This window comes from Bacteroides sp. HF-4919 (assembly GCF_018860125.1).
Genome location: NZ_JAHKNF010000010.1, coordinates 128,108 through 152,051, shown reverse-complemented (window position 1 = coordinate 152,051; position 23,944 = coordinate 128,108). Strand labels below are relative to the sequence as shown.

Annotated in this window: 20 protein-coding genes; 4 read left to right on the top strand and 16 right to left on the bottom strand. The window is 44.9% G+C overall.

The window, feature by feature from the left end; all coding sequences use genetic code 11:
• Positions 1–71: 71 nt before the first annotated feature.
• The 3 genes from KO473_RS17345 to KO473_RS17335 are packed head-to-tail and all read left to right on the top strand — an operon-like array spanning position 72 to position 3,040.
• Positions 72–1,208: a fibronectin type III domain-containing protein gene (locus KO473_RS17345; RefSeq protein ID WP_005807380.1), complete on the top strand. Its 1,137-nt coding sequence runs from the start codon at positions 72–74 to the stop codon at positions 1,206–1,208.
• Positions 1,209–1,234: 26 nt separating this feature from the next.
• Positions 1,235–2,101 carry a porin family protein gene (locus KO473_RS17340; RefSeq protein WP_005823404.1) on the top strand — a complete coding sequence of 289 codons (867 nt, stop codon included), beginning with the start codon at positions 1,235–1,237 and terminating at the stop codon, positions 2,099–2,101.
• Positions 2,102–2,149: 48 nt separating this feature from the next.
• Positions 2,150–3,040, top strand: a complete 891-nt coding sequence (locus tag KO473_RS17335; RefSeq protein ID WP_005823403.1) for a porin family protein — start codon at positions 2,150–2,152, stop codon at positions 3,038–3,040.
• Between the two features lie 89 nt (positions 3,041–3,129).
• On the opposite strand, the gene KO473_RS17330 is transcribed toward KO473_RS17335, so the two are convergent.
• From KO473_RS17330 to KO473_RS17315, 4 genes are all read right to left on the bottom strand, one after another.
• Positions 3,130–4,050, bottom strand: coding sequence for a porin family protein (locus tag KO473_RS17330; RefSeq protein ID WP_005823402.1), 921 nt, complete (start codon positions 4,048–4,050; stop codon positions 3,130–3,132).
• 55 nt (positions 4,051–4,105) lie between these two features.
• On the bottom strand, positions 4,106–5,062 hold the full coding sequence (locus tag KO473_RS17325) for a vitamin B12 dependent-methionine synthase activation domain-containing protein (protein ID WP_122130646.1): 957 nt from the start codon (positions 5,060–5,062) through the stop codon (positions 4,106–4,108).
• Between the two features lie 261 nt (positions 5,063–5,323).
• Complete coding sequence (locus KO473_RS17320; RefSeq protein ID WP_122130647.1) at positions 5,324–6,703, bottom strand: dihydroorotase; 1,380 nt, start codon at positions 6,701–6,703, stop codon at positions 5,324–5,326.
• Between the two features lie 8 nt (positions 6,704–6,711).
• The gene (locus KO473_RS17315) at positions 6,712–7,458 is read right to left on the bottom strand and encodes a polyprenol monophosphomannose synthase (protein WP_005780203.1); all 747 of its coding nucleotides are present in this window, start codon (positions 7,456–7,458) and stop codon (positions 6,712–6,714) included.
• Between the two features lie 192 nt (positions 7,459–7,650).
• Between KO473_RS17315 and mfd the strand changes: the two genes are divergently transcribed.
• Positions 7,651–11,028, top strand: coding sequence for a transcription-repair coupling factor (gene mfd, locus KO473_RS17310; protein ID WP_005823394.1), 3,378 nt, complete (start codon positions 7,651–7,653; stop codon positions 11,026–11,028).
• 94 nt (positions 11,029–11,122) lie between these two features.
• Here mfd and KO473_RS17305 read toward each other — a convergent pair whose 3' ends face one another.
• The 12 genes from KO473_RS17305 to KO473_RS17250 all read right to left on the bottom strand — a co-directional run bounded on the left by KO473_RS17305 (position 11,123) and on the right by KO473_RS17250 (position 23,942).
• The gene (locus tag KO473_RS17305; RefSeq protein WP_005780199.1) at positions 11,123–12,976 is read right to left on the bottom strand and encodes a YgiQ family radical SAM protein; all 1,854 of its coding nucleotides are present in this window, start codon (positions 12,974–12,976) and stop codon (positions 11,123–11,125) included.
• Positions 12,977–13,001: 25 nt separating this feature from the next.
• Positions 13,002–13,478, bottom strand: a complete 477-nt coding sequence (locus tag KO473_RS17300; RefSeq protein WP_005823390.1) for a DUF456 domain-containing protein — start codon at positions 13,476–13,478, stop codon at positions 13,002–13,004.
• A gap of 4 nt (positions 13,479–13,482) precedes the next feature.
• A complete protein-coding gene (locus KO473_RS17295) occupies positions 13,483–13,827 on the bottom strand; it encodes a hypothetical protein (RefSeq protein ID WP_005823389.1) in 345 nt (114 codons plus the stop codon).
• A complete protein-coding gene (locus KO473_RS17290) occupies positions 13,824–14,039 on the bottom strand; it encodes a sulfurtransferase TusA family protein (protein ID WP_005807358.1) in 216 nt (71 codons plus the stop codon). The genes KO473_RS17295 and KO473_RS17290 overlap by 4 nt, the downstream gene beginning before the upstream one ends.
• The gene (locus tag KO473_RS17285) at positions 14,036–14,356 is read right to left on the bottom strand and encodes a hypothetical protein (RefSeq protein ID WP_005780191.1); all 321 of its coding nucleotides are present in this window, start codon (positions 14,354–14,356) and stop codon (positions 14,036–14,038) included. Before KO473_RS17285 ends, KO473_RS17290 begins: the two co-directional genes overlap by 4 nt.
• 166 nt (positions 14,357–14,522) lie before the next feature.
• The gene (locus KO473_RS17280; RefSeq protein ID WP_005823388.1) at positions 14,523–14,924 is read right to left on the bottom strand and encodes a hypothetical protein; all 402 of its coding nucleotides are present in this window, start codon (positions 14,922–14,924) and stop codon (positions 14,523–14,525) included.
• Positions 14,925–15,238: 314 nt separating this feature from the next.
• Complete coding sequence (locus KO473_RS17275) at positions 15,239–18,148, bottom strand: N-acetylmuramoyl-L-alanine amidase (RefSeq protein ID WP_216035114.1); 2,910 nt, start codon at positions 18,146–18,148, stop codon at positions 15,239–15,241.
• Positions 18,149–18,249: 101 nt separating this feature from the next.
• On the bottom strand, positions 18,250–18,972 hold the full coding sequence (locus KO473_RS17270; protein WP_122130649.1) for a tyrosine-protein phosphatase: 723 nt from the start codon (positions 18,970–18,972) through the stop codon (positions 18,250–18,252).
• A gap of 90 nt (positions 18,973–19,062) precedes the next feature.
• Complete coding sequence (locus KO473_RS17265; RefSeq protein ID WP_005780179.1) at positions 19,063–21,054, bottom strand: glucosamine-6-phosphate deaminase; 1,992 nt, start codon at positions 21,052–21,054, stop codon at positions 19,063–19,065.
• Positions 21,055–21,306: 252 nt separating this feature from the next.
• Entirely contained in the window at positions 21,307–22,473 is a 1,167-nt protein-coding gene (nagA, locus tag KO473_RS17260; protein ID WP_005780176.1) for an N-acetylglucosamine-6-phosphate deacetylase, read from the bottom strand.
• 137 nt (positions 22,474–22,610) lie between these two features.
• Entirely contained in the window at positions 22,611–23,381 is a 771-nt protein-coding gene (locus KO473_RS17255) for an amidohydrolase (RefSeq protein WP_216035115.1), read from the bottom strand.
• 3 nt (positions 23,382–23,384) lie between these two features.
• Positions 23,385–23,942 (bottom strand): 1-acyl-sn-glycerol-3-phosphate acyltransferase, encoded by a 558-nt coding sequence (locus tag KO473_RS17250; protein WP_005780170.1) that lies wholly within the window; start codon positions 23,940–23,942, stop codon positions 23,385–23,387.
• Positions 23,943–23,944 lie beyond the last annotated feature (2 nt).

Sequence of the window (23,944 nt, the reverse complement as noted above, 5' to 3'; positions counted from 1 at the left end):
ATGTTCTCTTTTGTTATATTTATAATAAATATTGTAACTTTGCCGGCAATTAACACTATAAATAGACAAAGATGAACAAGAGAAGATTACTGGGCTTGCTCTGCCTGATGGCATTGCTGGCCACCTCCTGTGACAATAAGGGGGATTATTGGGGAGCCATGGAAACTTCCAAGACAACATTGACGCTGGAGCGCATTTGTGATATGGCTACGCTTTCACAAGATTCCGTAAATCTGCTATCTGATATTATGGGAGTGAATACAGAAGAACTGTATCGGGCAGACGCTGTCATGATAGGAAAAGTGACAGGTGGGGAAGCAGGTCATTATTACTATCCCAGGTTTCTGATTGCTAAAGATAAAGAAATGAAGGAAGTGATTATGGAAGCCTATATCCGTCATAATACAGGAAATACCTTTTATGCTTTTCTGGATCCGGATATGCTGACTTTGGGCGAAACTTATTATTGTGCAATGAACGATTATCAGTATGGCTATAGCGGACGCCCGGGGTTGCTGGATCATGTATTGGGCGAAAATTCAAACAAAGAACGTTTTAGTGAAGTAAAAGCATTCCGCCTTTCTGGTCTGCCAAAACTGATTGTACACGATACCCAGTTCACAGGATACAGTTATTATTTATCTGCGGAAGTACGTTTTAAAACCGATGCCGGAATTATAGAGCAAGGTGCTTGTTATAGTTCAGTCAAAGAATTGCCGGAAATTACCGATCAGAAGGCATTGGCACGGGGAACCCGGATGTATAATTACTCGAATTTTGAGGTGGAGGTGATGGACCTGCTACCTGCTACCCACTATTATATACGCCCCTATGTGACTACTGAGGAGGGGACAGGCTATGGGCCGGTGGCTGAGTTCACGACCGAACGGGGTACAGAACCGGTTATCAATAATTTTTCGTTGTATCAATATAATGGTACGGCGGTAGAGTTGTATGCTTCTTTCTATACAAATGATTTCCTTATTACAAATTATGGTTATAGTTATGGCGTTTATTCACAGGAAACGGGAGTGGTGACGAATGAACAGATGATAGAAGTACCTTTTACTGATGATTATAGACAGACGTTTGATGAAATCGTTACCGGATTGCGTCCCGGGACGCTTTATGCTTTCCGTGTTTATGCGAAAAATGGAGTAGGGATTAGTTACAGTAATTACCGGACCATTGAGATCCCTGCAGAATAAAATATAGATTTAAAGAACGAAAACAAATGAAAAGAATAATAATAGGAGTGATTGCCTGTATTTGTGCAATCACCGTGATGGCCCAGGTACAGACACACGATGTAAAAGGAGTAGTATTTGACAGAAAGCAGCAACCCATTGTGGGGGCATTAGTCACAGCCAAAGGGACCAATATCAGCACAATAACCGATGTCGACGGTAAGTTCTTCTTGCAGGAAGTTCCTCTTTCGGTCAAAAAGGTGATTGTTACTTCCATCGGTATGGAGACCCGGGAAGTGGACCTGAATGTACCGGTACAGCTCACCGGAAAGCGTAAGAAGCTTTCGTTTGTGGCACATGCCGGGATCAGCATGAGTAAGTACACTACATATGGTTCCGATTTTAAGGTGGGATATGAGTTTGGTTTGGGTATTGAAGTGCGCATGTCAAAACGATGGGCTTTCCAGCCTACTCTGCAAATTTGTAACCGTGGAGCAGAGTTCAATGCCGAAAGAAACGGTGTGAAATATCAGGAAACTTGGAATCCGGTTTCATTGGATTTGCCGATGTTGTTCATTCTTCGTTATCCGGTAGCCCGTAAAATGAATCTGACCTTTTCTGTGGGACCTGTGTTTTCGTATGGCTTTGCAGGAAAAGTAAAAGCTACGGAAACAGGTAAACCCGATGAAGAGTATGACATTTATAGCAAAGAGTATGAATATGATTATTATGGCGGGAAACATTCTTTGTTACATCCTTTCAGCTTTGGTGTTGCCTATGGCATAGGTGTGGAATACAAGAAGTGGTTGGTAGGTGTTTCTGGAAAGAGTATGTGTTTGGGACAGGATGATGAAGGTTTTGAAGCGAAAGAACATAACCTGGCACTTACTTTGGGACTTACTTACCGTTTCTGATCAAGCGGATATGAATAATCGGATGTTGAATGTAAAAAATAAAAAGATATGAAAAGATATATAGCATTGGCATTGGTCTGCCTGGCACTGACAGACGTTATGGCCCAAAAACAAAAAGTGGTAGAGAAGATCGTGGATGAAGATTACTATCCGGTAGACGGGGCGGTAGTTACCTTGAAACGTACGAACCAACAGGCTGTCACCGATAAAAATGGAGTTTTTGTACTGGAAGAAGTACCTGTCTATTTCGACTCACTACAGGTGACAAAAGGTAAACGCAGCGGATATGTAGATCTCCCGATGCGTATACAAATGCGTACACAAGTGATGCAACGCTTCTCGTTGATCGTGAAGGCCGGAATTGGAGCAGGTAAGTTTATGCAAGGACCCGAATCGAAACTGAAAGACGGTCTTAGTATCTATGGAGGGGTAGGGGCCGATATCCGGATGTCGAAACACTGGGCTTTCCAACCCTCACTTTTGTTGGTTTCCCGTAAAATGAAAGGGTATGATTTCTATGATTATTATACGGAAAATAACGGTGATGGCTCTTCATCCGTTTCTTATGATCAGGTGAGTGGTACTTACAATCCGTTCTATCTGGAGATTCCTTTACTGTTTGCACTGAAGTATAGAATAGGAAATGATCTGAATCTGGTATTCAGTTTCGGTCCTTATATTGACTTGGGGATCAGTGGAGACGTTAAGAAAGAATTTCGCAAGCGTTCTTATGATAGTAGTGGAGATTATAATAGAGTGGAATATGTTACTGAAAACCAGTCATTGTTCGGCAAACGGTTTACCGGAGGATTTGCCTATGGAATCGGAGTGGAATACGGGCACTTCCTGATAGGAGGAACCGGAAGAGTGGGGTGTACTTCATGGAATCACTCGGAAGGTTTTCTGGATGTCGCTTTTGAAATAGGATATCGTTTCTAAGTTCACCATAGATTACACGGATTTTCACAGATTATTGGCAATTATGATCTGTGATAATCTGTGAAATCTGTGGTGATAACGTATTGTATTTAAAATCTGTATCCTACTGTCAGAATCCCTCCGATCGGGTAATGTTTCTCGGTATCGCCTGCGTACAGTGTTCCTCCTTTAACCGGCTCCATGAATCCGTGCTGGAAAGAGGCATTGACCAGGTAATGTTTCCATATTTCAAAACCGATGCCTCCCTGAACCCCGATGTCGAAACGTTTCAACAAGGCATCTTTATTTTTCGCTTCAGCTAAGGAAGAGTAGGATTTGAAAGGGTTATGCGACTCACCTTTATGGCCGCCTTTGTTCGTCAGTTCATACTTTCCACCCATGCCTACGGCTAAATAAGGTCCGATATTGATTACAAACTTAACATGGTTTGACACATCCATCTTAAAAGCTGCCAGAATAGGGATGTCCAGATAAATAGGAGCTATTTTGGCTTTATAAGAAATAGGTTCGGTAGACGAGGACAGCGGAGAATACCCGTCGTACTCGGCAGTTGCTCCTTTGCTGGTGACCATCAGTCCCGATTGGATAGCCCAATGCCTGCTGAAATTATATTCCGCACCGACACCGGCACTGAATCCGGTGCGTTCGTCCAAGCCGTCCGGGCGGCGAAAACTGAACAGGCTGACTCCCGCTTTCACATTCCATGAAAAACCTTTCTCTACGGGCTGGAGCTGAATATAGACGTTGGGAGCTACGGCTACCTCTTTGCGTTCCATGCCTACGTGATAGACAACAAGCTGCTGTGCTGAAGCAGGTGCTTCTGCTATTACAAACTTGCCATCCACGTTGGTTACGGCACCAATATTGGTGCCTTTGACAACAATGGCGGCACCGACGGCGGGTTGGCCGTCACCAACTACAACAGTACCCGCTATCCGCTGAGTCTGTGCAAGGATCACTACGCTACAGGAGGGAAGTAACCATAATAACAGAATAAGAACCTTTTTCATAACTTTTTCTATTTTAAAGTATAGGATCAGTTACAAATATATCGAAAGAAAAGATTTACTGCAAGTTTGCTGCCAGAAATTTACGCATCTCTCCAACGCTTTTTCCTCTTCGCGCGGCATAATCCGCCAATTGGTCTTCACCGATCTTCCCCACCGAGAAATAGTGAGAAGCCGGATGTGCAAACATTAATCCGCATACTGAAGCGTGAGGATACATGGCTCCGTTCTCTGTCAGGCGGATACCGATCTGTTTCATATCAAGAATTTCGTCGAGAATAAAGTTCACAGACTGATCGGGTAAAGATGGGTAGCCTACAGCAGGGCGGATACCCTGGTATTTTTCGACAAGAAGATCGGGAATAGAGAGATTTTCGTCTTTTGCATACCCCCATACTTCTTTGCGGACATATTCGTGCATCTTTTCGGTGGCAGCTTCGGCCAGACGGTCGGAGAGTGTTTGTACCAGAAGATGTTTATAAGGGTCTTGTTCGTAAAGTCCCTCCATATCCGCATCAATGGAAGAGGCAAAAACTCCTACTGTATCAGTGATTCCCGAAGTCAGAGGACGTACAAAGTCGCTGAGGCATAAGAAAGGTTCGTTCTCTTTTTTCTTGACTTGCTGCCGGAGCAGCGGGAAAGTGATACCGTCGATAATCAGGTTGTCTCCGTCGGCATTGGCCGGGCAAAGTTTAAAAACGCTTTTCACTTCAAAGTCCCTGTCCAATTCGTCCAGCATCCGGTTGGCTTCTTTATAGAGTTGCATGGCTTCGGAAGCTTTGCCCCGTTCCTCTTCCGGAAAGGTTGTCAGCCAGGAAGCACGACAGGCGTCACATCCGTGGATATTGGCTATGGCAGCATAACGCGGCTGAAACCCCCAGGCGTGAAAAAAATAAATCCAGTTGATGTAGGGGGATAAATCATGGACACTGAACGATAAACGGTTTTCAAACGCTGAACGATCAACTGTTTCTGAACGATGGACGGGGGATGATGACGGGTTATGCTTTTCCATATTTGACTGTTTTAATGCTGGTGATAATAAGTTTCATTGATCCGTTTGCGTTGGCAAACATGCTTGAATATTCAGTTTCAGATAAATATTCGGTTTTAAATAACAATTCTTTCATTCAGAGACTTATGTAGGTTTACGATTCGTATCGCGAAGGTCCTGCTTTTATCTTTCAATATATTTCCCATTCTTCTGCATTTATCGTTCCCGGTTTACCCCCTTCTCCTTGTTTATCATTTAGATGGTTGATCGTTCAGAAATTGTTCATCGTTTAAAATAGATTTCTTGTCCGCGATAAGCTTCATCTACCTGTCCGTCAGTATACAATAGGTGTCCGTTGGCAAATGTCTTTTCTACTTTCCAGTCAAAGGTACGTCCTTCGAGCGGACTCCATCCACATTTGCTTAAGATTTGTTCTGCACTTACCGTCCATAATGCGTCCGGCCGAACCAGTACCAGGTCTGCCTGATAACCGGGACGAATGAAACCGCGGTTATGGATATTATATATTTGAGCGGGTGCATGGCACATTTTCTCAACGACTTTTTCAATCGTGAAGATACCTTCGTTCACCAGTTCAAGCATACTGATCAGAGAGAACTGGATCATAGGCATGCCTGACATTGCCTTTAACGGGCCTCCTTCTTTTTCACTGAGCAGGTGTGGTGCATGATCGGTGGCAATCACGTCTATCAGGTTGGAGTTGACAGCCTGACGAAGTGCATCCCGGTTGGTTTTAGCTTTGATGGAAGGGTTACATTTGATACGTGTACCTAATTCCGCATAATCTGAAGAGTCGAATAACAGGTGCGAAACACAAGCTTCTGCCGTAATCCTTTTTTCTTCCAATGGAATATCATTATCAAAAAGAGAAAGCTCTTTGGCTGTGGAGATATGCAGGATATGCAGACGAGCGTCTGCAATGCGTGCCAGGCGTACAGCCAGTTCGGACGACTCGTAGCAGGCTGCTATCGAACGTATCTTTGCATGGTAACCCATCGGAAGGGTTTCGTGGTGAACATGGTAGTACTGATAAGGATATTTTTCAATATATTCTCTTACGTATTTCTCCGTATTCTTTTTAATTGTTTCATGATTCTCACAGTGGGCGGCAATCAGCAAATCGGTTCCATTGAAGATGTTCAGCAAGCTGTTCATCTTGTCTACCAGCATATTGCCTGTACTCGATCCCATAAAGAGCTTGATTCCGCATACACGGCTTTTATCCAGTTTGTCAAACTCGGTATAGTTATTGTTTGTTGCTCCGAAATAGCATGAATAGTTGACACTGCATTTCTCGGCAAGCAAATCGAACTTGGCATTGAGTGCGTCCAGTGTGGTGGTTTGCGGATTGGTATTGGGCATGTCCATAATAGAGGTTACCCCTCCTGCTGCAGCAGCCCGGCTTTCGGTAGATATGTCGGCCTTATGGGTTAGGCCCGGATCGCGAAAATGCACATGATCGTCGATGACACCCGGAAGCAGATAGCATCCGTTGGCATGGATTGTCTCTTCACAGGGAGTGACCGGTTTCTGTCCTTTCTCCAGTATCTCGGCTATTTTTTCACCTTCGATGACTACCGAACCGCGTGTGGAGCGTCCTTCGTTTACTATGATGGCGTTTTGTATTAATGTTCTTTTCATATCTTAATTCATTTTGTTTTCTGCGGAAATTTGTGGAACCAGCTGTTCACTTTCAGTTTGATAACTCCAAATACCGCTTCTCCGAAAATACTGCTATTCATTTTTGATGTGCCCAGTTCACGGTTAATGAAAATCACCGGTACTTCGATAATCTTGAACCCGCATTTGTAAGCGGTGAATTTCATTTCTATCTGAAAAGCGTAACCCTTGAAACGGATGTGGTCAAGATCGATGGTTTCGAGTACCTGACGACGATAACACTTAAAACCGGCAGTAGTGTCATGTATCGGTAGTCCGGTAACGATGCGAACATATTTAGATGCAAAATAAGACATGAGGACGCGTCCCATCGGCCAATTCACTACGTTCACTCCGCTTACGTAGCGGGAACCGATGGCTACATCTCCTCCTTGGTTGGCACAAGCATCGTAGAGCCGTGGCAAGTCATTGGGGTTGTGGCTGAAATCGGCGTCCATCTCAAAAATGTATTCGTATGAATGTTCCAGTGCCCACTTGAACCCAGTGATATATGCTGTTCCCAATCCCAGTTTTCCTTTGCGTTCTATCATAAAGAGACGGTCGGGGAACTCTTGCTGCAAGGTTTTTACGATGGTGGCGGTTCCATCCGGAGAGCCATCTTCTATGATAAGAATATGAAAAATCTTTTCCAGTCCGAAAACGGCACGGATAATGTTCTCTATGTTTTCCCGTTCGTTGTAGGTAGGGATGATTACGATGCTGTCCGATGTCTGCATATTGTGTCTAAATTTGAAGACAAATGTAACGCTTTTCCGCTACTAACCAAAGATAGCGCATTAAAACTAAGGATAATTTAGTACTTTTGCGGTGAATTTGCATCACGGGTTACATGGATTCACACAGATTGGAAATTGATTTTGAGCGATCTGTGTGAGTTGGTGCGTTTGTGATGGACTAAAATGCTATTTATGACGATTACTGAACTGCAACATCAATATGCCGGGCACCCGAATGTGGAAGCCTTGAACAAACTGTTAGGGGAGCCCGCAGTCAGACATATCTATTGCGGTGGCCTGTATGCTTCCGCTGCTTCCTTATTCGCTTCGGCACTGGTAGAGAAGAGTCCTTGCCCGTTTGTTTTCATATTGGGTGATCTGGAAGAAGCCGGTTATTTTTATCATGATCTTACTCAGGTATTGGGTACGGAGCAGATTTTGTTTTTTCCTTCTTCGTTTCGCCGTTCGGTGAAGTATGGACAAAAAGATGCGGCCAACGAGATATTGCGTACCGAGGTACTCAGCCGGCTTCAGAAAGGTGAGCAAGGGTTGTGCATCGTCACTTATCCGGATGCGTTGGCCGAAAAGGTAGTCTCGCGCCAGGAATTGAGTGAAAACACATTGAAGTTACATGTGGGCGAGAAGGTGGACACCGGTTTTATCACGGATGTATTACATAGTTACGGGTTTGAGTATGTCGACTATGTGTATGAACCGGGACAGTATGCTGTTCGCGGCAGTATTATTGACGTATTTTCTTTTTCGTCCGAGTATCCCTATCGTATCGATTTTTTTGGTGATGATGTGGAGAGTATCCGTACTTTTGAGGTAGAGTCACAGCTATCGAAAGAGAAAAAGGAAAGCATTGTCATTGTACCCGACCTTGCCGTAACCGGAAAAGTTACTACTTCTTTCCTTGACTTTATTCCGAAAGACACGACTCTGGCAATGCGTGATTTTCTCTGGTTGCGGGAACGCATTCAGGCTGTTCGCGATGAATCGCTTACACCACAGGCTCTTGCTGCACAAGAGGCGGAAGAGAACGGAGGCATCACTCTGGAAGGCAAACTGATTGATGGTAGTGAATTTACTGTCCGTGCCTTAGATTTCCGGCGGATGGAGTTTGGCAACAAGCCAACCGGTACACCGGATGCCACGTTGACTTTCCATACTACGGCACAGCCCATCTTCCATAAGAATTTCGATTTGGTGGCAGAGTCTTTCAAAGATTATCTGAGCCGGGGATACACACTTTATATCTGTAGTGACAGTACGAAACAGACAGACCGTATCAGGGCTATTTTTGAGGACCGTGGAGACCGGATTCAGTTTACAGCTGTGGAACGGACACTGCATGAGGGGTTTGCGGATGACACTCTGAAACTTTGCCTGTTTACGGATCATCAATTATTCGACCGTTTCCATAAATATAACTTGAAGAGTGATAAAGCCCGTTCGGGAAAAGTTGCTCTTTCACTGAAAGAACTGAATCAGTTTACTCCCGGCGATTATGTGGTGCATACCGATCATGGAGTAGGACGTTTTTCCGGTTTGGTGCGTATTCCTAACGGAGATACGACGCAGGAAGTGATGAAACTGGTTTACCAGAATGAAGATGTGGTATTTGTCTCCATCCACTCGTTACATAAAGTCTCAAAATATAAAGGGAAAGAAGGAGAAGCTCCCCGGTTGAACAAGCTGGGCACCGGTGCCTGGGAGAAGTTGAAGGAGCGTACCAAGACAAAGATTAAAGATATAGCCCGTGATCTGATTAAACTTTACTCACAACGTCGTGAGGAGAAGGGGTTTGCATACAGTCCCGACAGCTTTTTGCAACGGGAGCTGGAAGCTTCGTTCATTTATGAAGATACCCCCGATCAGAGTAAAGCTACGGCAGATGTGAAACAGGACATGGAACGGGATATGCCGATGGACCGGTTGGTGTGCGGAGATGTGGGGTTTGGCAAGACGGAAGTGGCCATACGTGCCGCGTTTAAAGCTGTAGCGGACAATAAGCAGGTAGCCGTCCTGGTGCCTACTACGGTATTGGCATACCAACACTTCCAGACTTTCCGTGACCGTCTGAAAGGGCTTCCCTGTCGGGTAGAATATCTCAGTCGTGCCCGTACGGCAGCACAGGCAAAGGCAGTTATCAGAGGATTGGAAACCGGAGATGTAAATATTCTGATCGGTACTCACCGTATTCTGGGTAAAGATGTCAAGTTCAAGGATCTTGGCCTGTTGATCATTGATGAAGAGCAGAAATTCGGTGTGTCGGTCAAGGAGAAACTGCGCCAGATGAAAGTGAATGTGGATACATTGACGATGACGGCAACTCCGATTCCGCGTACGTTGCAGTTTTCATTGATGGGAGCACGTGATTTAAGTGTGATTTCTACTCCGCCTCCCAACCGCTATCCGATACAGACGGAAGTGCATACGTTCAGTGAAGAGGTGATTGCCGATGCCATTAATTTTGAAATGAGCCGCAATGGGCAGGTTTTTCTGGTCAATAATCGTATAGCCAATCTCCCGGAACTCAAAGCGATGATTCTCCGTCGTATTCCAGATTGCCGGATTGCTATCGGGCATGGGCAGATGGAGCCGGTGGAATTGGAGCAGATTATCTTCGGTTTTGTCAATTATGATTATGATGTGTTGATTGCCACCACCATTATTGAGAGTGGAATCGACATACCGAATGCCAATACTATTATTATCAATCAGGCTCAGAACTTTGGTCTGAGTGACTTGCATCAGATGCGCGGACGTGTAGGACGTAGCAATAAAAAAGCTTTTTGTTATTTACTGGCTCCCCCGTTATCGTCGTTGACGCCTGAAGCTAAACGTCGTCTGCAAGCTATTGAGAATTTCAGTGATTTGGGGAGTGGCATTCATATTGCCATGCAGGATCTGGATATTCGTGGTGCAGGAAATATGTTGGGAGCCGAACAAAGTGGTTTTATTGCTGATCTGGGCTATGAAACTTACCAGAAAATATTATCCGAGGCTGTACATGAACTGAAAACAGATGAATTTGCAGAGCTCTATGCCGACGAATTAAAGGGGGAAGGCATCATAAGTGGTGAAGAGTTTGTAGAAGAGTGCCAGGTGGAAAGCGATCTGGAATTGTTGTTACCGGCCAATTATGTGACAGGTAGCAGCGAACGTATGTTACTGTATCGTGAATTGGACGGATTGACTCTTGATAAAGATGTAAATGCTTTCCGTTTACGGTTGGAGGATCGTTTTGGCCCTGTTCCTCCCGAAACGGAGGAATTGTTACGTATTGTACCGCTAAGGCGTCTGGCTGCACGTTTGGGAGTGGAAAAAGTATTCCTGAAAGGGGGGCGTATGACTCTGTTCTTTGTCAGCAATCCGGATAGCCCGTATTATCAGAGTGCCGCTTTTGGCAAGATGATCGATTATATGATGAAATATACCCGCCGATGCGATTTGAGGGAGCAGAACGGACGTCGGTCTATGTTGGTGAAAGACATTCCGAATGTGGAAGCCGCCGTCAGTGTGCTTCAGGAGATAGTGGCATTGCCGGTGAGAGAAAAAGAATAGACAGTTCACTTCGGAGGATACAGAGGATAAATTTTATCTTCAAAGAGCGAAACTTTTGTGTCCTCTGTGTTCTCCGGAGTGAATAAAGCATGAATTATCTTTTTCCGTACAACTTGTCTATCAGGTCTGCCCGTCCGATGCGGCGCAGTTCATTGATGATGTTCCGTCGTTCTTCCGGTTTATACCAAAAAAAGAATTGTCTTTGGGCCAATTTTTCCCGTTGGGTTTTGGCACTGAATACCGGTTCGAGTGTGTATGGGTGGAAGCCGGTGTACCAGGCTTCGGTAGCTACGGTCATAGGGGTGGGAGTGAAGTCCTGCACCTGTTCCAAATGAAAATCCTGCCGCTTGGTAATTACTGCCAGCTCTGCCATATCCTCTTCTCTACATCCGGGATGGCTGGAGATGAAATAGGGGATTAATTGTTGGCGTAAGCCAAGTTCCCGGTTGATTCTGTCAAATATCTTTTTAAACTCCCCGAATTGGCTGAAGGCAGGTTTACGCATGATACTCAGTACCCGGTCACTGGTGTGTTCCGGTGCTACTTTCAGGCGGCCACTGACGTGGCGTGCTATTAGTTCGCGGGTGTATTCCGCCGTACTTTTATTGACGGAAGGGTCTTTGCTTTGATGAAGCAGTAAATCATAGCGTACTCCGCTGCCGATAAAGCTCCGTTTGATTTCCGGTAAAGAATCTACTGCATGGTAGATATCCAGCAATGGCCGATGATCTGTATTGAGGTTCGGGCATACTTTGGGATGGATACACGAAGGACGTTTGCAACGTTTGCAAAGTGCCAGGTCTTTTCCACCCATTTTATACATGTTGGCAGAAGGTCCTCCTAAATCGCTAAGATTTCCTTTGAAGTCGGGTAGTTGTACCACCTCTTTTACCTCTTTCAGAATGCTCTCTTTGCTTCGGCTCACAATAAATTTTCCCTGGTGGGCGGAGATCGTACAAAAGGCACATCCTCCAAAACATCCCCGATGGATATTGATGGAGAATTTAATCATGTCGTAAGCCGGAATACGTTTTCCCTTGTATTTGGGATGGGGTAAGCGTGTATAAGGAAGATCGAATGAATGGTCCAATTCTTCCTGTGTCATCGGTGGATAGGGTGGGTTTACCACTACTACTTTGTTGTCTACAGCTTGAATAATCCGGGCTGCTGCATATTTATTGCTTTCTTCTTCAATGTGCCTGAAATTGGCGGACTGCTTCTTTTTGTCAGCGAGGCATTCTTCGTGGGAATGGAGGGCAATATCTTGCTCATCAGGCTCATATTCATCGGTCAGATAAGCAATTTGCGGAATAGTAGTCAGTGAAGAACGACAGATGTTAAACGGTGAAGTCGTACTGTCCCGGTATTCATTGTGTGTTGTTAATCTGCGGACCAGTTCGCAAATGGGCTTTTCACCCATACCATAAATCAGCATGTCGGCACCACTTTCACAAAGGATGCTTTTTTTAAGCTGATCTTGCCAATAGTCATAATGGCTGAGGCGGCGCATACTTGCTTCAATACCTCCTAAAATGACCGGTACATCGGGATAGAGTTTTTTCAGGATCTGACTGTACACGATTGAGGGGTATTCCGGTCGCATATCCGGACGTCCGTCCGGTGTGTAGGCGTCATCGCTGCGCAAACGTTTATTAGCTGTATATTTGTTCACCATGGAGTCCATGCAACCTGCGCTGATGCCGAAAAAAAGGCGGGGACGTCCCAGTTTGCGGAAGTCGCGCAAGTCGTCACGCCAATTGGGCTGAGGTACGATGGCCACCCGTAAACCTTCGGCTTCAAGGATACGGCCGATGACGGCCGCTCCGAAGGAAGGATGGTCTACATAAGCATCACCGCTAAAAAGGATGACATCCAGTTCGTCCCAGCCGCGAAGCTCTACTTCTTTCTTAGTGGTGGGTAACCAATCAGTAAGTCGATATTCTTTCATGGGAGCAAAGATACGGATAATTTTGCTATACGAGGGCACGGATAAAGCAGAAGATGAACCAACCACATACGGCCACCTTCAGCACAGTACCCAACAGAAAACCTGCAAATGCTCCGAATCCGGCTTTCAGGGCGTATTTGGTCTCTTTACCGCCCAGCAATTCGCCTGCTACTGCACCTACAAACGGACCGATGAATACCCCCCAGGGAGGAAACAGGAAAATACCGGCAAAGGTACCGATGATACATCCCCATTTACCCCATGAAGTACCTCCGAGCCTTTTCACTCCAAACATTGGAATGAAATAGTCGAGTATTTGTATCAGTACCACAATGAACAGCCAAAGGAACAGTTGCGGAATAGTGAAGGAAACTTTATCGGTGAAGTGTAGACATACCAATGCCAGATAGGCAACAGGAGGTCCCGGCAACATGGGGACAATACATCCGGCCAATCCGACAAGCAGGCAGATACTGCCCAAAATAATCAGGAATAAATTCATGCGCTCAGCCGATTCTTTTAATAATAGCAATGAATTCCTCGTTGGTCATTCCGAAGTCTTGCTCACGATAGTTCACGAAATCCTCCAGATAGTCGCTGGCTATGGTTTCAAGAACTTCCTTACCGTTAAGTCCTTCTTCATCAAGCATAAAACGGATCATACCCTGATAGGCATGAATCGTTTTTAAGCGCTGTTCGGCTCCGGCTACTCCCATCATTTGACAATGATGCTCGTTGCGGGCAATAAGATAAACGGTAGCGTAGAACTTTTCTGCGCTACCGAATGTATTTTTTATTTTTTTGATTGCCGTTACCGGCCATTTCTTTATTTGATTTTGTACTTCGCTCATAAGATAGTAAACTGTAAAGTCATCCGCTCTCCATCATATATTTCGCGGAATCCGATACCTTGTTCTGATAAATATTCCTTAAGATCCTGAAATGCGGCTACCTGATCCGTTACAATCTCCATCTTGTCACCGGAACTGGCATTACACATCGCTTTTATGGCCGGAATCAACGGGCTATAGTTTGTCATTCCGCAGGTATCAATGGTAATCATACTTCCTCCTCTTCTTCTGCTTCCTGCTTCGATAGCCAGGTGAGATAAAGTTTGATGAGTTGCTGCAACCCGAATGCTTTCATATTATTGTGATAAATCACGTCTATGCAGAGGTCGAGCAGGTCCTTACTGTCTTCTTCCTGGCTTGCTATCAGCGAACGTATATTCAGTTTCAGCTTCTCCAAAACGGCTTCATCTACGATGCCATTGCTGTCTATCAGATGCTGGAATAGAGAGTATTTTTCGATGGTTACCAAATTCTCTTCAGATATTTCCATGCTGCGTGTACCGCTCGGATTTGCTTGTATTGTGTACATAGTGTTTTTATTTTAATAGTTATTATTAGGAGCAAAGATAGAATTTAAAATGAAGAATGGAGTATGCAGCAGGGATTTTTTTTGATGAATTCATATTTTCATAGAATTCCCTCCGTGAGCAGACATGCTCACGGAGGGAACCTTATGACTGTTTATCCGTCAATTGTCAAGGCCATGGCTGAACAATAATCTGAATGGTTTGCCGTCCTAATGGGGGCTGCCCCGGATTGAGCGGATTGTACCATTTCATATTAACCTGATATCTTCCTGCCATAACTCCTTTTATACGCAGAATAATCATAGGCCCAAGTACGTATGACTCTTCCTGTTCTATGCCTTCCGGTGGATTATCGCATTCCCATACCATTGATCCAAACATGGGATATGGAATATCAGCTATTTCACCCACATGAAGAAAGACCTGAGTTGGCAGTGGGGGAGGCGGAACATGAGGAGGTGGAATATCTTGTTCGATTCCTTCCACCTTTAAAATCGGAATGTTCACGGAAGGGCTGTATGCATAAGCTACACCTCTACAAAGTAGCATGACTACTACTAAAAAAAACATTTTTGTTTTCATAATTATAAAAAATTGGTTCATCTAAAATGCCACAAATGATTATCCAATCATAAATAATCAGATTAGAAGACTCTATTATGAAATTAGAAAAAGATAAGATGGCAAAAACAGTAATGGTAATGGGACAACCGAATGACGGCAGGAACAAAAACGATAGCAGCCATTATGTCAGATGGCAGTAAATCTTAAAATAAATTCACGTAAATAACAGACATTATGACAGTTTTGTCTGCAAAGAACTTGTTCTTTGCAGACAAAAGACTAATACCAAATACCGGGACATAACCATGTTTATTGAAAGTTTATTTTTCTCCGAAGAATTTTAGTATTGCTGCCATTACTGTGGCACGGTCCGTTTCGCTTTCAATGCTTTCGAATGGGAATCCCATTGCGAATACCCGATAATCTCCTTTATAGGCAATTCCGGCACTGCGTTGCCCGGGTTGATATGCGAATACCGGGAAAGCAGAGCCTACCGGCACAATGCAGTCGGGAGCAGTTACCGCATAAGACTTTTCGTTAGGCAAGCGGGGAATCTGTATGGTACCTCCCAGGCCCGAGATCTGTCCGGAACGGGTATCACTTAATGAACTCTGATAGCCGTATTTCAGTACAGTCTCTGTGAATTCTCGGTTACCTTGCGAATTACTCATGTCGCTGCCTATATAGGATCCGCTGACAAGCAGGTTTCCTCCTGACTGGCAATAAGCTGTCAGTAAGCGCTGCATAGGTGAAGAGAATGTTTTATAATACGTTTTGCGGGCCGGATCACTTTGGATATCATCTTTCTCCAGGCCCAGAATGAAATCTACGATCGGATAGTGTTCCAGTTGGACACGTCCGTTTTCAACGGCTTCGTCACTGCATGAAACGAAGCTGTAGTTTCCGGCAGCCTGAATCGCTTTGCCATGTATAAATGGATAGTCGAAGGTATTCCCGGCAATTTTCATTCCTTCCAGTTCGCCGCCGCTATAACCCAGGCTTCCTTTTCCTTCTTTTCCAGCTTGAGAGCGATCAAAGTCTGTTTGTGCTCCGCAAAACGAAATATTATATTGGTAGGCGACACCGGGATCTTGTTCCAGATCAAAGCCTGCTTCATCCGGTGTGTCAATAACTGCCGGTCCGCTTAACCGATTGAAACCGTTAATGATAAGCACTTTTCCGTGTTCTCGCTTGGCTTTGTAGGCCGCCAGAATTTCAGACGGGAAACTTTCTCCTCCCCGATTGACAGCCGTAACCTTAAATGAATAAACCAGACCCGGTTCTATTTTTAGAGAGTACGAAGGCTTGTCCACACGTACCCCGTTGTCGAAACCACCATATCCGATGCGGGTGTATACTATATATTCACGAGGACGGGCAGTGGGTTCCGATGGATCATTCTCTCCCTGCCATGAAAGTTCCAGAGTATTTTTCTTTTTACCGAATCCGATGGCAAAGTTGCTTACGGGAAGTGGTTGTACCACATACTCTTTGTTGTGCTGGCTGCTGACAAATTGCAGTACGGCTTTATAAATGGCGCGTCCTACGGTAAACTTGAAATTCGGATCGTGTCCGAGTTTCATGTCGGCAAAGTTCTGGTGCGACAGTAACTCGATGATGGTGGATGGGGTGGCAGGCAGGCGGGTTTCGCTGTAATTGCGGTCCCACATGCTGCGTCGGGTCCATTGTATATTAAAGTTGGCACGAATATCCTTTTGTATTTGGGTAAGCATGAGGTCGGCCAGATCCCGCGAAGCATATCGGTTATTTCCCGAGTTGAGCAGTCCGTTATTGAAGTTGGTTGTATAGATGCCGAGTGACCCTACTATATCGTCCGTTTTACTGTATCCGGCATCACTGTGTAGTGCCACATTCATTTCTAACGGTACACCCAATCCTTTCTGTACGGGATTGAATACGGAGCCCCCCGACAGATAATTGATGGTGTTGGAGCGTGCATTGATGTCGTCTGCATAATCGTTTTCTCCCTGTTTTCCTCCGTAAACGTCATAAGGCATTCCTGCCCATTGGGTGGAATAACGCGCACCCTCCAGATAGCGGGGTAATCCGCTCACTGTAGTACCCCGGACAATGTTTCCCATTCCTCCGCCGAAACGTACGGCGTCGGCACAGACAACTCCGCTTTCATTGCTTTCATTGCTCAGTACCACCATGCCGTAATCATTGCTGCCTTTGTCAAACTCAAATGTACCAAGGTATACCCATGTGCCACTGCCTATCTTCTGGTTGACTTTGAATTCCGTTACACCACCTTTGTGAAATACCAGATACTTGGCGTCACTGACGCTATTGGGGAGTGTTTGGTAAGATACATATACCGCATAATTTCCCGCTTCGGGAATGGTAGGTATCCATTCGGCGAATGCCTTATTCTTTTTCTTTTCTGTACGGGTGAAGCGTGCGGTACCTGTCAGGAAGGGATTTTCTCCATCTTTGTAGACAGATTTTCTTTGTGCGAATCCATAACCGTTTGTTTGATTCCAACGGGCCTTGCGGCTTTTCATTTCCAGATAGATGGAACCGTTTCGGGTGTCATTGTCTACAATCACTTCATTTTTCTGAGTATCCCGTTCACGCGGAGTATAAACATTAGCTCCAGCGTTTTCAAGCATGGGAATGACATAAGGCAGGATGAAAGATTGCGTGAATAAGTCTTCTGTGGTACAGAACAGTCGCGGACGTTGCCAACTCCATTCGCCTTTATCGTTTTTGAAATATTTGCCATGGCTTTGCCAGAGGGAGATGTGACGGTTTTGCAGTCCTTTGGTTACTTCATAGGGGCGGGAAACATTTTTTACCCAAGGTGCTCCTTTGTATTCCGCATTCGAGAGTCGCGACTTATCTTTCTTTTTCCCACGAAAGAAGTTGGGGACTAACTCTTCGATGGGTTGGTCGTTGACATAAACCGTGGTTCGGAAAAAGCGTACAGGGCCCGGAAGTAACTCTGCTATCTGATGGTAGATTTCATCTACTGTTTCCGATAGAAAGGGCTGATAAGCAAAACTTTCGGAAGCATAGATGGATAGTTTTTTACCTTCAAAGTCAATATCTACGCTTTTTAACTTACTACTTCCGGTATTGGCAGATGCCGGGATGTAAGTCTCAAAGTAATTGCTAAGCCGTTCTTTTACGCTCTTTTCAATTTCTTGCGCAAATAAGATACCTGTGCCCGTAAGGAGCAACAGGAGGAGTATACATAGTTTTTTCATATATTCGGTTGAGTAATAGTCCGGGTACAAAAATAGAAGAAATAAATGAAAAACCGGTGATCCCGATAAGTCATTAGCAATTCAGACTGTTAATGAACCGTTTATTCGGTATACAACGCCCTTAGTCTGTCGATATCTGCTCCTAATTGATTTCTCAGGAAGTTCTCCAGACCTTGGTAATCGGAATCAATAGCCTGGAAGGCTGCTTCCAGATATTCCTTACGCACGGTGGTAAGAGGCGCGAATTCGGGATGGGCCTGTACGATCGCATCGTATTTGCCTTTTAGGTATTCGGCAGACAGCATATAATCTTCCATAATCACTTTTCTGTCTACACCCAATGCTCCCAATAATAATGCGGCGGCAATACCGGTACGGTCTTTTCCGGCCGAACAGTGAAATAAAAGAGGAGTGTTCCGTTCTTCCGAAACAATCCGGAAAAACTCCCGGTAAGTATCCTGGGCATTTTGGATGATATAGACGTATGCCTGTTCAAGTATTTTCGGAATGTTGTTCAGGTTGAAGTGAGCCATGTCGGTCATGTCACCGGCTTCGATGGACAGAGGAATGTATTGCGTTACCGTTGCCGGTATTCTGTCTGCTGCCACTTTCTTTTCCTGTATACTTCTGAAGTCAATATCCGTACGGATGGATAAAGAGGCAAGATAGGCCAGGTCGGATTCTGTCAGTTTATTGAGATCGCCCGAACGGATAAATGTTTTCCACTTTACGTGTTTATGGCCTGCTGCGGGATAACCTCCCAAGTCGCGCATATTATATGCTCCCTCGACAGGGAGAAGACGGAGATATTCTTCTTGTTTCATGTATGATTTGTCTTTTTATTAAAGAAAAGAAGAGTGAAGAGTCTCAAACTCCTCACTCTTCTTTATTTTTATTTCACTAATAAGCTCTGATTATAGTGGAATGTATTCCACAAATGCTTCCATTGCTTCGTAAGAGGCCAATCCCAAGCTGTCGTAAAGAGCTGCGGTACCCCGGTTGCGGTCTTCGCTACGTTGCCAGAACAGGCGTTCGTCATTACCCAGGAACGGAGCACTTTCCATCTGGGACTGGTGCTTCAGGATGGAGTTACGTTTTGCACGCAATTCTTCCGGACTGATAGGCACAGCCATTTCGATGTTTTCGATTTCCCATTCGGCCCATGCACCACGATACATCCAGATACGGCAATCTTTCAACCATTCGGCTCCTTCTTCTTTTTCAAGGTCTACAGCAGCAAATACGGCATCTGTACACACACGGTGTGTGCCGTGCGGGTCAGCGAGGTCACCGGCTACAAAAATCTGGTGAGGTTTCACTTCACGGAGCAGATTGCGGACGATTTCTACGTCAGCCTCGCTGATCGGATTTTTCTGGATTTTACCGGTTTCATAGAAAGGCAGATCCAGGAAGTGACAACGTTCCAGTGGGATATTATTATAGGTACAAGCTGTACGTGCTTCACCACGGCGAATCAAGCCTTTGATGGTCAGGATATCGCGTGTATCCATATCACCGTCTTTCTTATCCTTCAGGAATTTACGGATTTCGGCATATTTTTCACTGATCACCTGATCTTCACTGTTTATAAAGATTTGGTTGAATCCGTTGATGAAATGCATGAAACGAACTACTTCCTCATCACCTACGGCAATGTTTCCGGAAGTCTGATATGCTACATGGACTTCATGCTTCTGTTCTACCAGACGGCGAATCGTACCTCCCATGGAGATCACGTCATCATCGGGGTGTGGAGAAAATACGACAACCCGTTTCGGATACGGTTTGGCACGTTCGGGACGATAGGTGTCGTCTGCCTTCGGTTTGCCACCCGGCCATCCGGTGATGGTGTGCTGCAGATCGTTGAATATCTTGATATTTACGTTATAAGCAGATCCGAATAGGGCAAGCAGTTCGCTCAGTCCGTTTTCGTTATAGTCTTTGTTGGTCAGTTTCAGGATTGGTTTTCCGGTCAACTGGCACAACCATACAATAGCACTGCGGATCAGTTTATCGTTCCATTCGCAAGAGGTGACCAGCCATGGACGCTGAATACGTGTCAGGTTGGAAGCTGCCGACAAGTCGATGGCTACATGTGCATTGTTGTGAGTCTGTAAATAAGATGCCGGAATGGTATCTGTTACATTACCTTCCACACACTCTTTCACCATGTGCGCCTTTTCTTCACCCCATGCCAGCAGATAGATTTTCTTTGCTGCCAAAATAGTGGCCACACCCATTGTAATGGAACTGATTGGCGTATTATCAATGGTTCCGAATATTTTGGATGCTTCATTGCGTGAACCGCTGTCCAGCAAAATCAATCGGGTGGTAGAATTCAGGCGTGAACCTGGTTCGTTGAAAGCGATATTACCTACGCGGCCGATGCCCAGTAAGGCGATATCGATACCGCCGAAACTCTCGATGCGCTGTTCGTACAGGCGGCAGTATTCAAAGATGGTATCTTTAGCGATCGTACCATCCGGAGTGAAGATATTCTGCTTGTCAATATCAACGTGATCGAGGAACATCTCTTTCAATGCGTTGAAATTGCTGTTGATAGCGTCTTGGGACAATGGATAGTATTCGTACATATTGAATACGATTACATTACGGAAACTGAGTCCCTCTTCTTTGTGCATGCGAATCAATTCGGTGTATACGCTGCGTGGTGAATTTCCACCCGGCAATGCCAGTACGCAGAAACGTCCTGCTTTTTGTTTATCGCGAATGACCTGTGCTATTTCGCAAGCGATATGATTTGCACCTTCTTCCACAGACTCATAAATATCTGTAGGAATTTTCTCTAATCGGGTTAATACCGATCTCTCGAATGCATTCTCCGGTCTATAATACCTGGGGGAGACCCTGTTGAGTGTAATCTGAGAACTAAGATTTGTCTTCATAAGTTTGTTATTAATTAAGTTTGACTGAGTCTTTGTCGTTATCGGAAACTCTGAACAAATATATATAAAAACAATCAACTATGCGATAAGGTTGACAGGGAATTTAAATTAAAATCTTTTTTTACCTATAAATGGGGAGGAGGGGAGTGATAAAACGATGAAGGTTAAACGATAAACGGTGGACAATGAACAGGCTGCGTTATAATGGTCTGTTCATTGTTCACCGTTTATGTTCAAAAAACGTCTATTCGATTAAAACAGCGTATTGGTTTCAGGCACCAGCTTACCCATGGCCCATACGGCTCTTACGTTGAGGTCCTCATCGAGTACCAGGATATCGGCATCTTTGCCTTTTTGCAAGGAACCCTTACGGTCGTATACACCCATGATACGTGCCGGGGTTTCAGAAGCCATACGGACTGCGTCTTCCAGTGGAATTTCTGCTTTCTGTACGACGGTACGAATCAGGCGGTCCATTGTGGCAATACTTCCTGCCAAAGCAGAATGGTCGGCCAACTTACATACTCCGTCTTCGATAATAACACGCGGGTCGAAAGCTTCTTTGCTGTCACTGTCGGCGCAAGCAAGGGCATCTGTAATCAGGCAGGTTCTTTCTACACCTTTTATTTTATATACAAGTCTCAGGATAGTAGGAGGTACATGGATTCCATCGGCTACTACTTCTACGGTCATATCATCCAACAGATAAATACTTTCGACTGTACCTTCATACTTGTATTCTCTGCGCTTGTGGAAACCGGGCATTGCATTGTAGAAGTGGGTGGCATGGGTATATCCGGCTTCATATGCCGTACGGATGTCTTCAAATTCGGCTTGTGTATGTGCCACGGAAGGGAGAATGCCTTTGGCAGCAATATATTTTCCGAACTGCATGGCTCCCGGAAGTTCCGGAGCGGCGTCCCAGCGCTTGATGCAATGATACTGTTCTACGATCGGAATATATTCATTCGGATCAGGGTTCTTGATGTTCTCGGGAATTTGTCCTCCTGCCATTTTCATGTTCAGGTAATGACCTTCAAGGTGCAGTCCCAGAATAGGGCTGTTTTTCTCTTCCATCAGTTTGGTGCAGGTTTCAGCAGCTTGCTGGATCATGGGGACTGTAGATGATGAAAGTGTAGGAAAGATACTTGTAGTGCCATGTTTCATGTGAGTATGGACCGCTGCCCGGAAGGCATCTTCCGTGCATTCCATAAAGTCGCGGCCTCCACCACCATGCACGTGGATTTCTACCCCACCGGGAACTACATACATACCTTTGACGTCAATAAGTTCAGCTCCGATAACGGCCAGATCGCAGTTTGTGACTTCTAAAATCTTATTGTCTCTGATAAGCACGGAACCGTCTTTCATCCATCCTTGGGGGGTGAGTATACGTGCGTTAATTAATTGGGTTAACATTCGTGTTATGAGTTAAATTAGGGTTTGTTTTTTGGTACAATAAATTGATTGTCTGGCAAAATTAGATACTTTTTTGCATTTATATACTATAATTCAAGAGATATTTTTATTAAATGCGGAAATTATGTCCTGTAGATTTAATAAAGGAGAAAAGAGTCTGCGTCTTTCCAGCCGGGGAATTTATGGCGAAAGGCAGTGAGGGTTTCTATATCAAGTTCGATGGTTTGTATCTTTTCTTCTGAGTCGGGAGTCCCTGTCAGTATCTCGCCTTTAGGACTATACAAGGCTGAATATCCCGGATAGTGAAGTCCGTTGCCGTCTCGTCCTGTACGGTTCACACCGCATACGTAACATTGGTTCTCGATAGCGCGTGCGCAAAGTAGTGTATTCCATGCATGGATGCGTGGAGTAGGCCAACTGGCTATGTAAATAAGAAGGTCGTATTCGTTGTTTATATTCCGGCTCCAGACAGGAAAGCGAAGATCATAACAGACCTGAAGGCAGATATTCCACCCCCGATAGGGGACGATCACCCTCCGGTTGCCTGCCGAAAAGTGTTCAGTTTCGCATCCCATGCGGAAGAGATGGCGTTTGTCATAGTAAAATTCCTGACCGTCCGGAGTAATCAGAAAGGCCCGGTTATAATAAGCACCTGCTTCTTCGCAGATGAAACTTCCGACCAATGCGAACTGAAACTCTGCGGCATACCCTTTGAGGGTCCGGATGGTGAAACCGGAAATCGGTTCGGCCAATGTCCGGCTGTTCATGCTGAATCCCGTTGTGAACATCTCCGGTAAAACAACAATCTCCGTTGTTCCGCGAAGAGGAAGTAGCTTTTCGCGGAGCAAACGGAGATTTTCCTGTTTATTTTCCCAGATAATATCTGTTTGTACAATCGAGATTTTCATAAATCATTCAACGTCTCCAATAGAGAAGTTTTCGGGGTGTTTCCCTTTGAAATCTTTGAAATAAAGTTTTATTTCACGCATGTCCTTGTCAATATCTCCACTTGGCATGACTGCTTTAGTCGACGTAATGGTCTTGGTTGTATAGTCGATGCCGACCAGGACAATGGGTACCTGTGCTTTGAGCGCAATGTAATAGAAACCTTTTTTCCAGTTGGGGTTGCGTTTACGCGTTCCTTCGGGAGTAATAGCGAGGTGAAACTTTTTGCTGGTATTGAAGTGATGAACCATTTGCTCTACCAATGAGGTCTTGCGACTACGATCTACAGGAATACCTCCTACAGCTCTGAAAAGCAGCCCTAAAGGAAAAAAGAACCATTCTTTTTTCATCATGAAACTGGTCTTTCCTCCCATGGCACCGTAAAATAGTTTACCAATAAACAAATCTAAATTAGTGGTATGGGGAGCTGCGCAAACTACACATTTATCATATTTGGGTACTGTCACGTTCATCTTCCATCCCAGCAGGCGATAGTAAATAAAGCTATATATTGCTTTTTTCATTC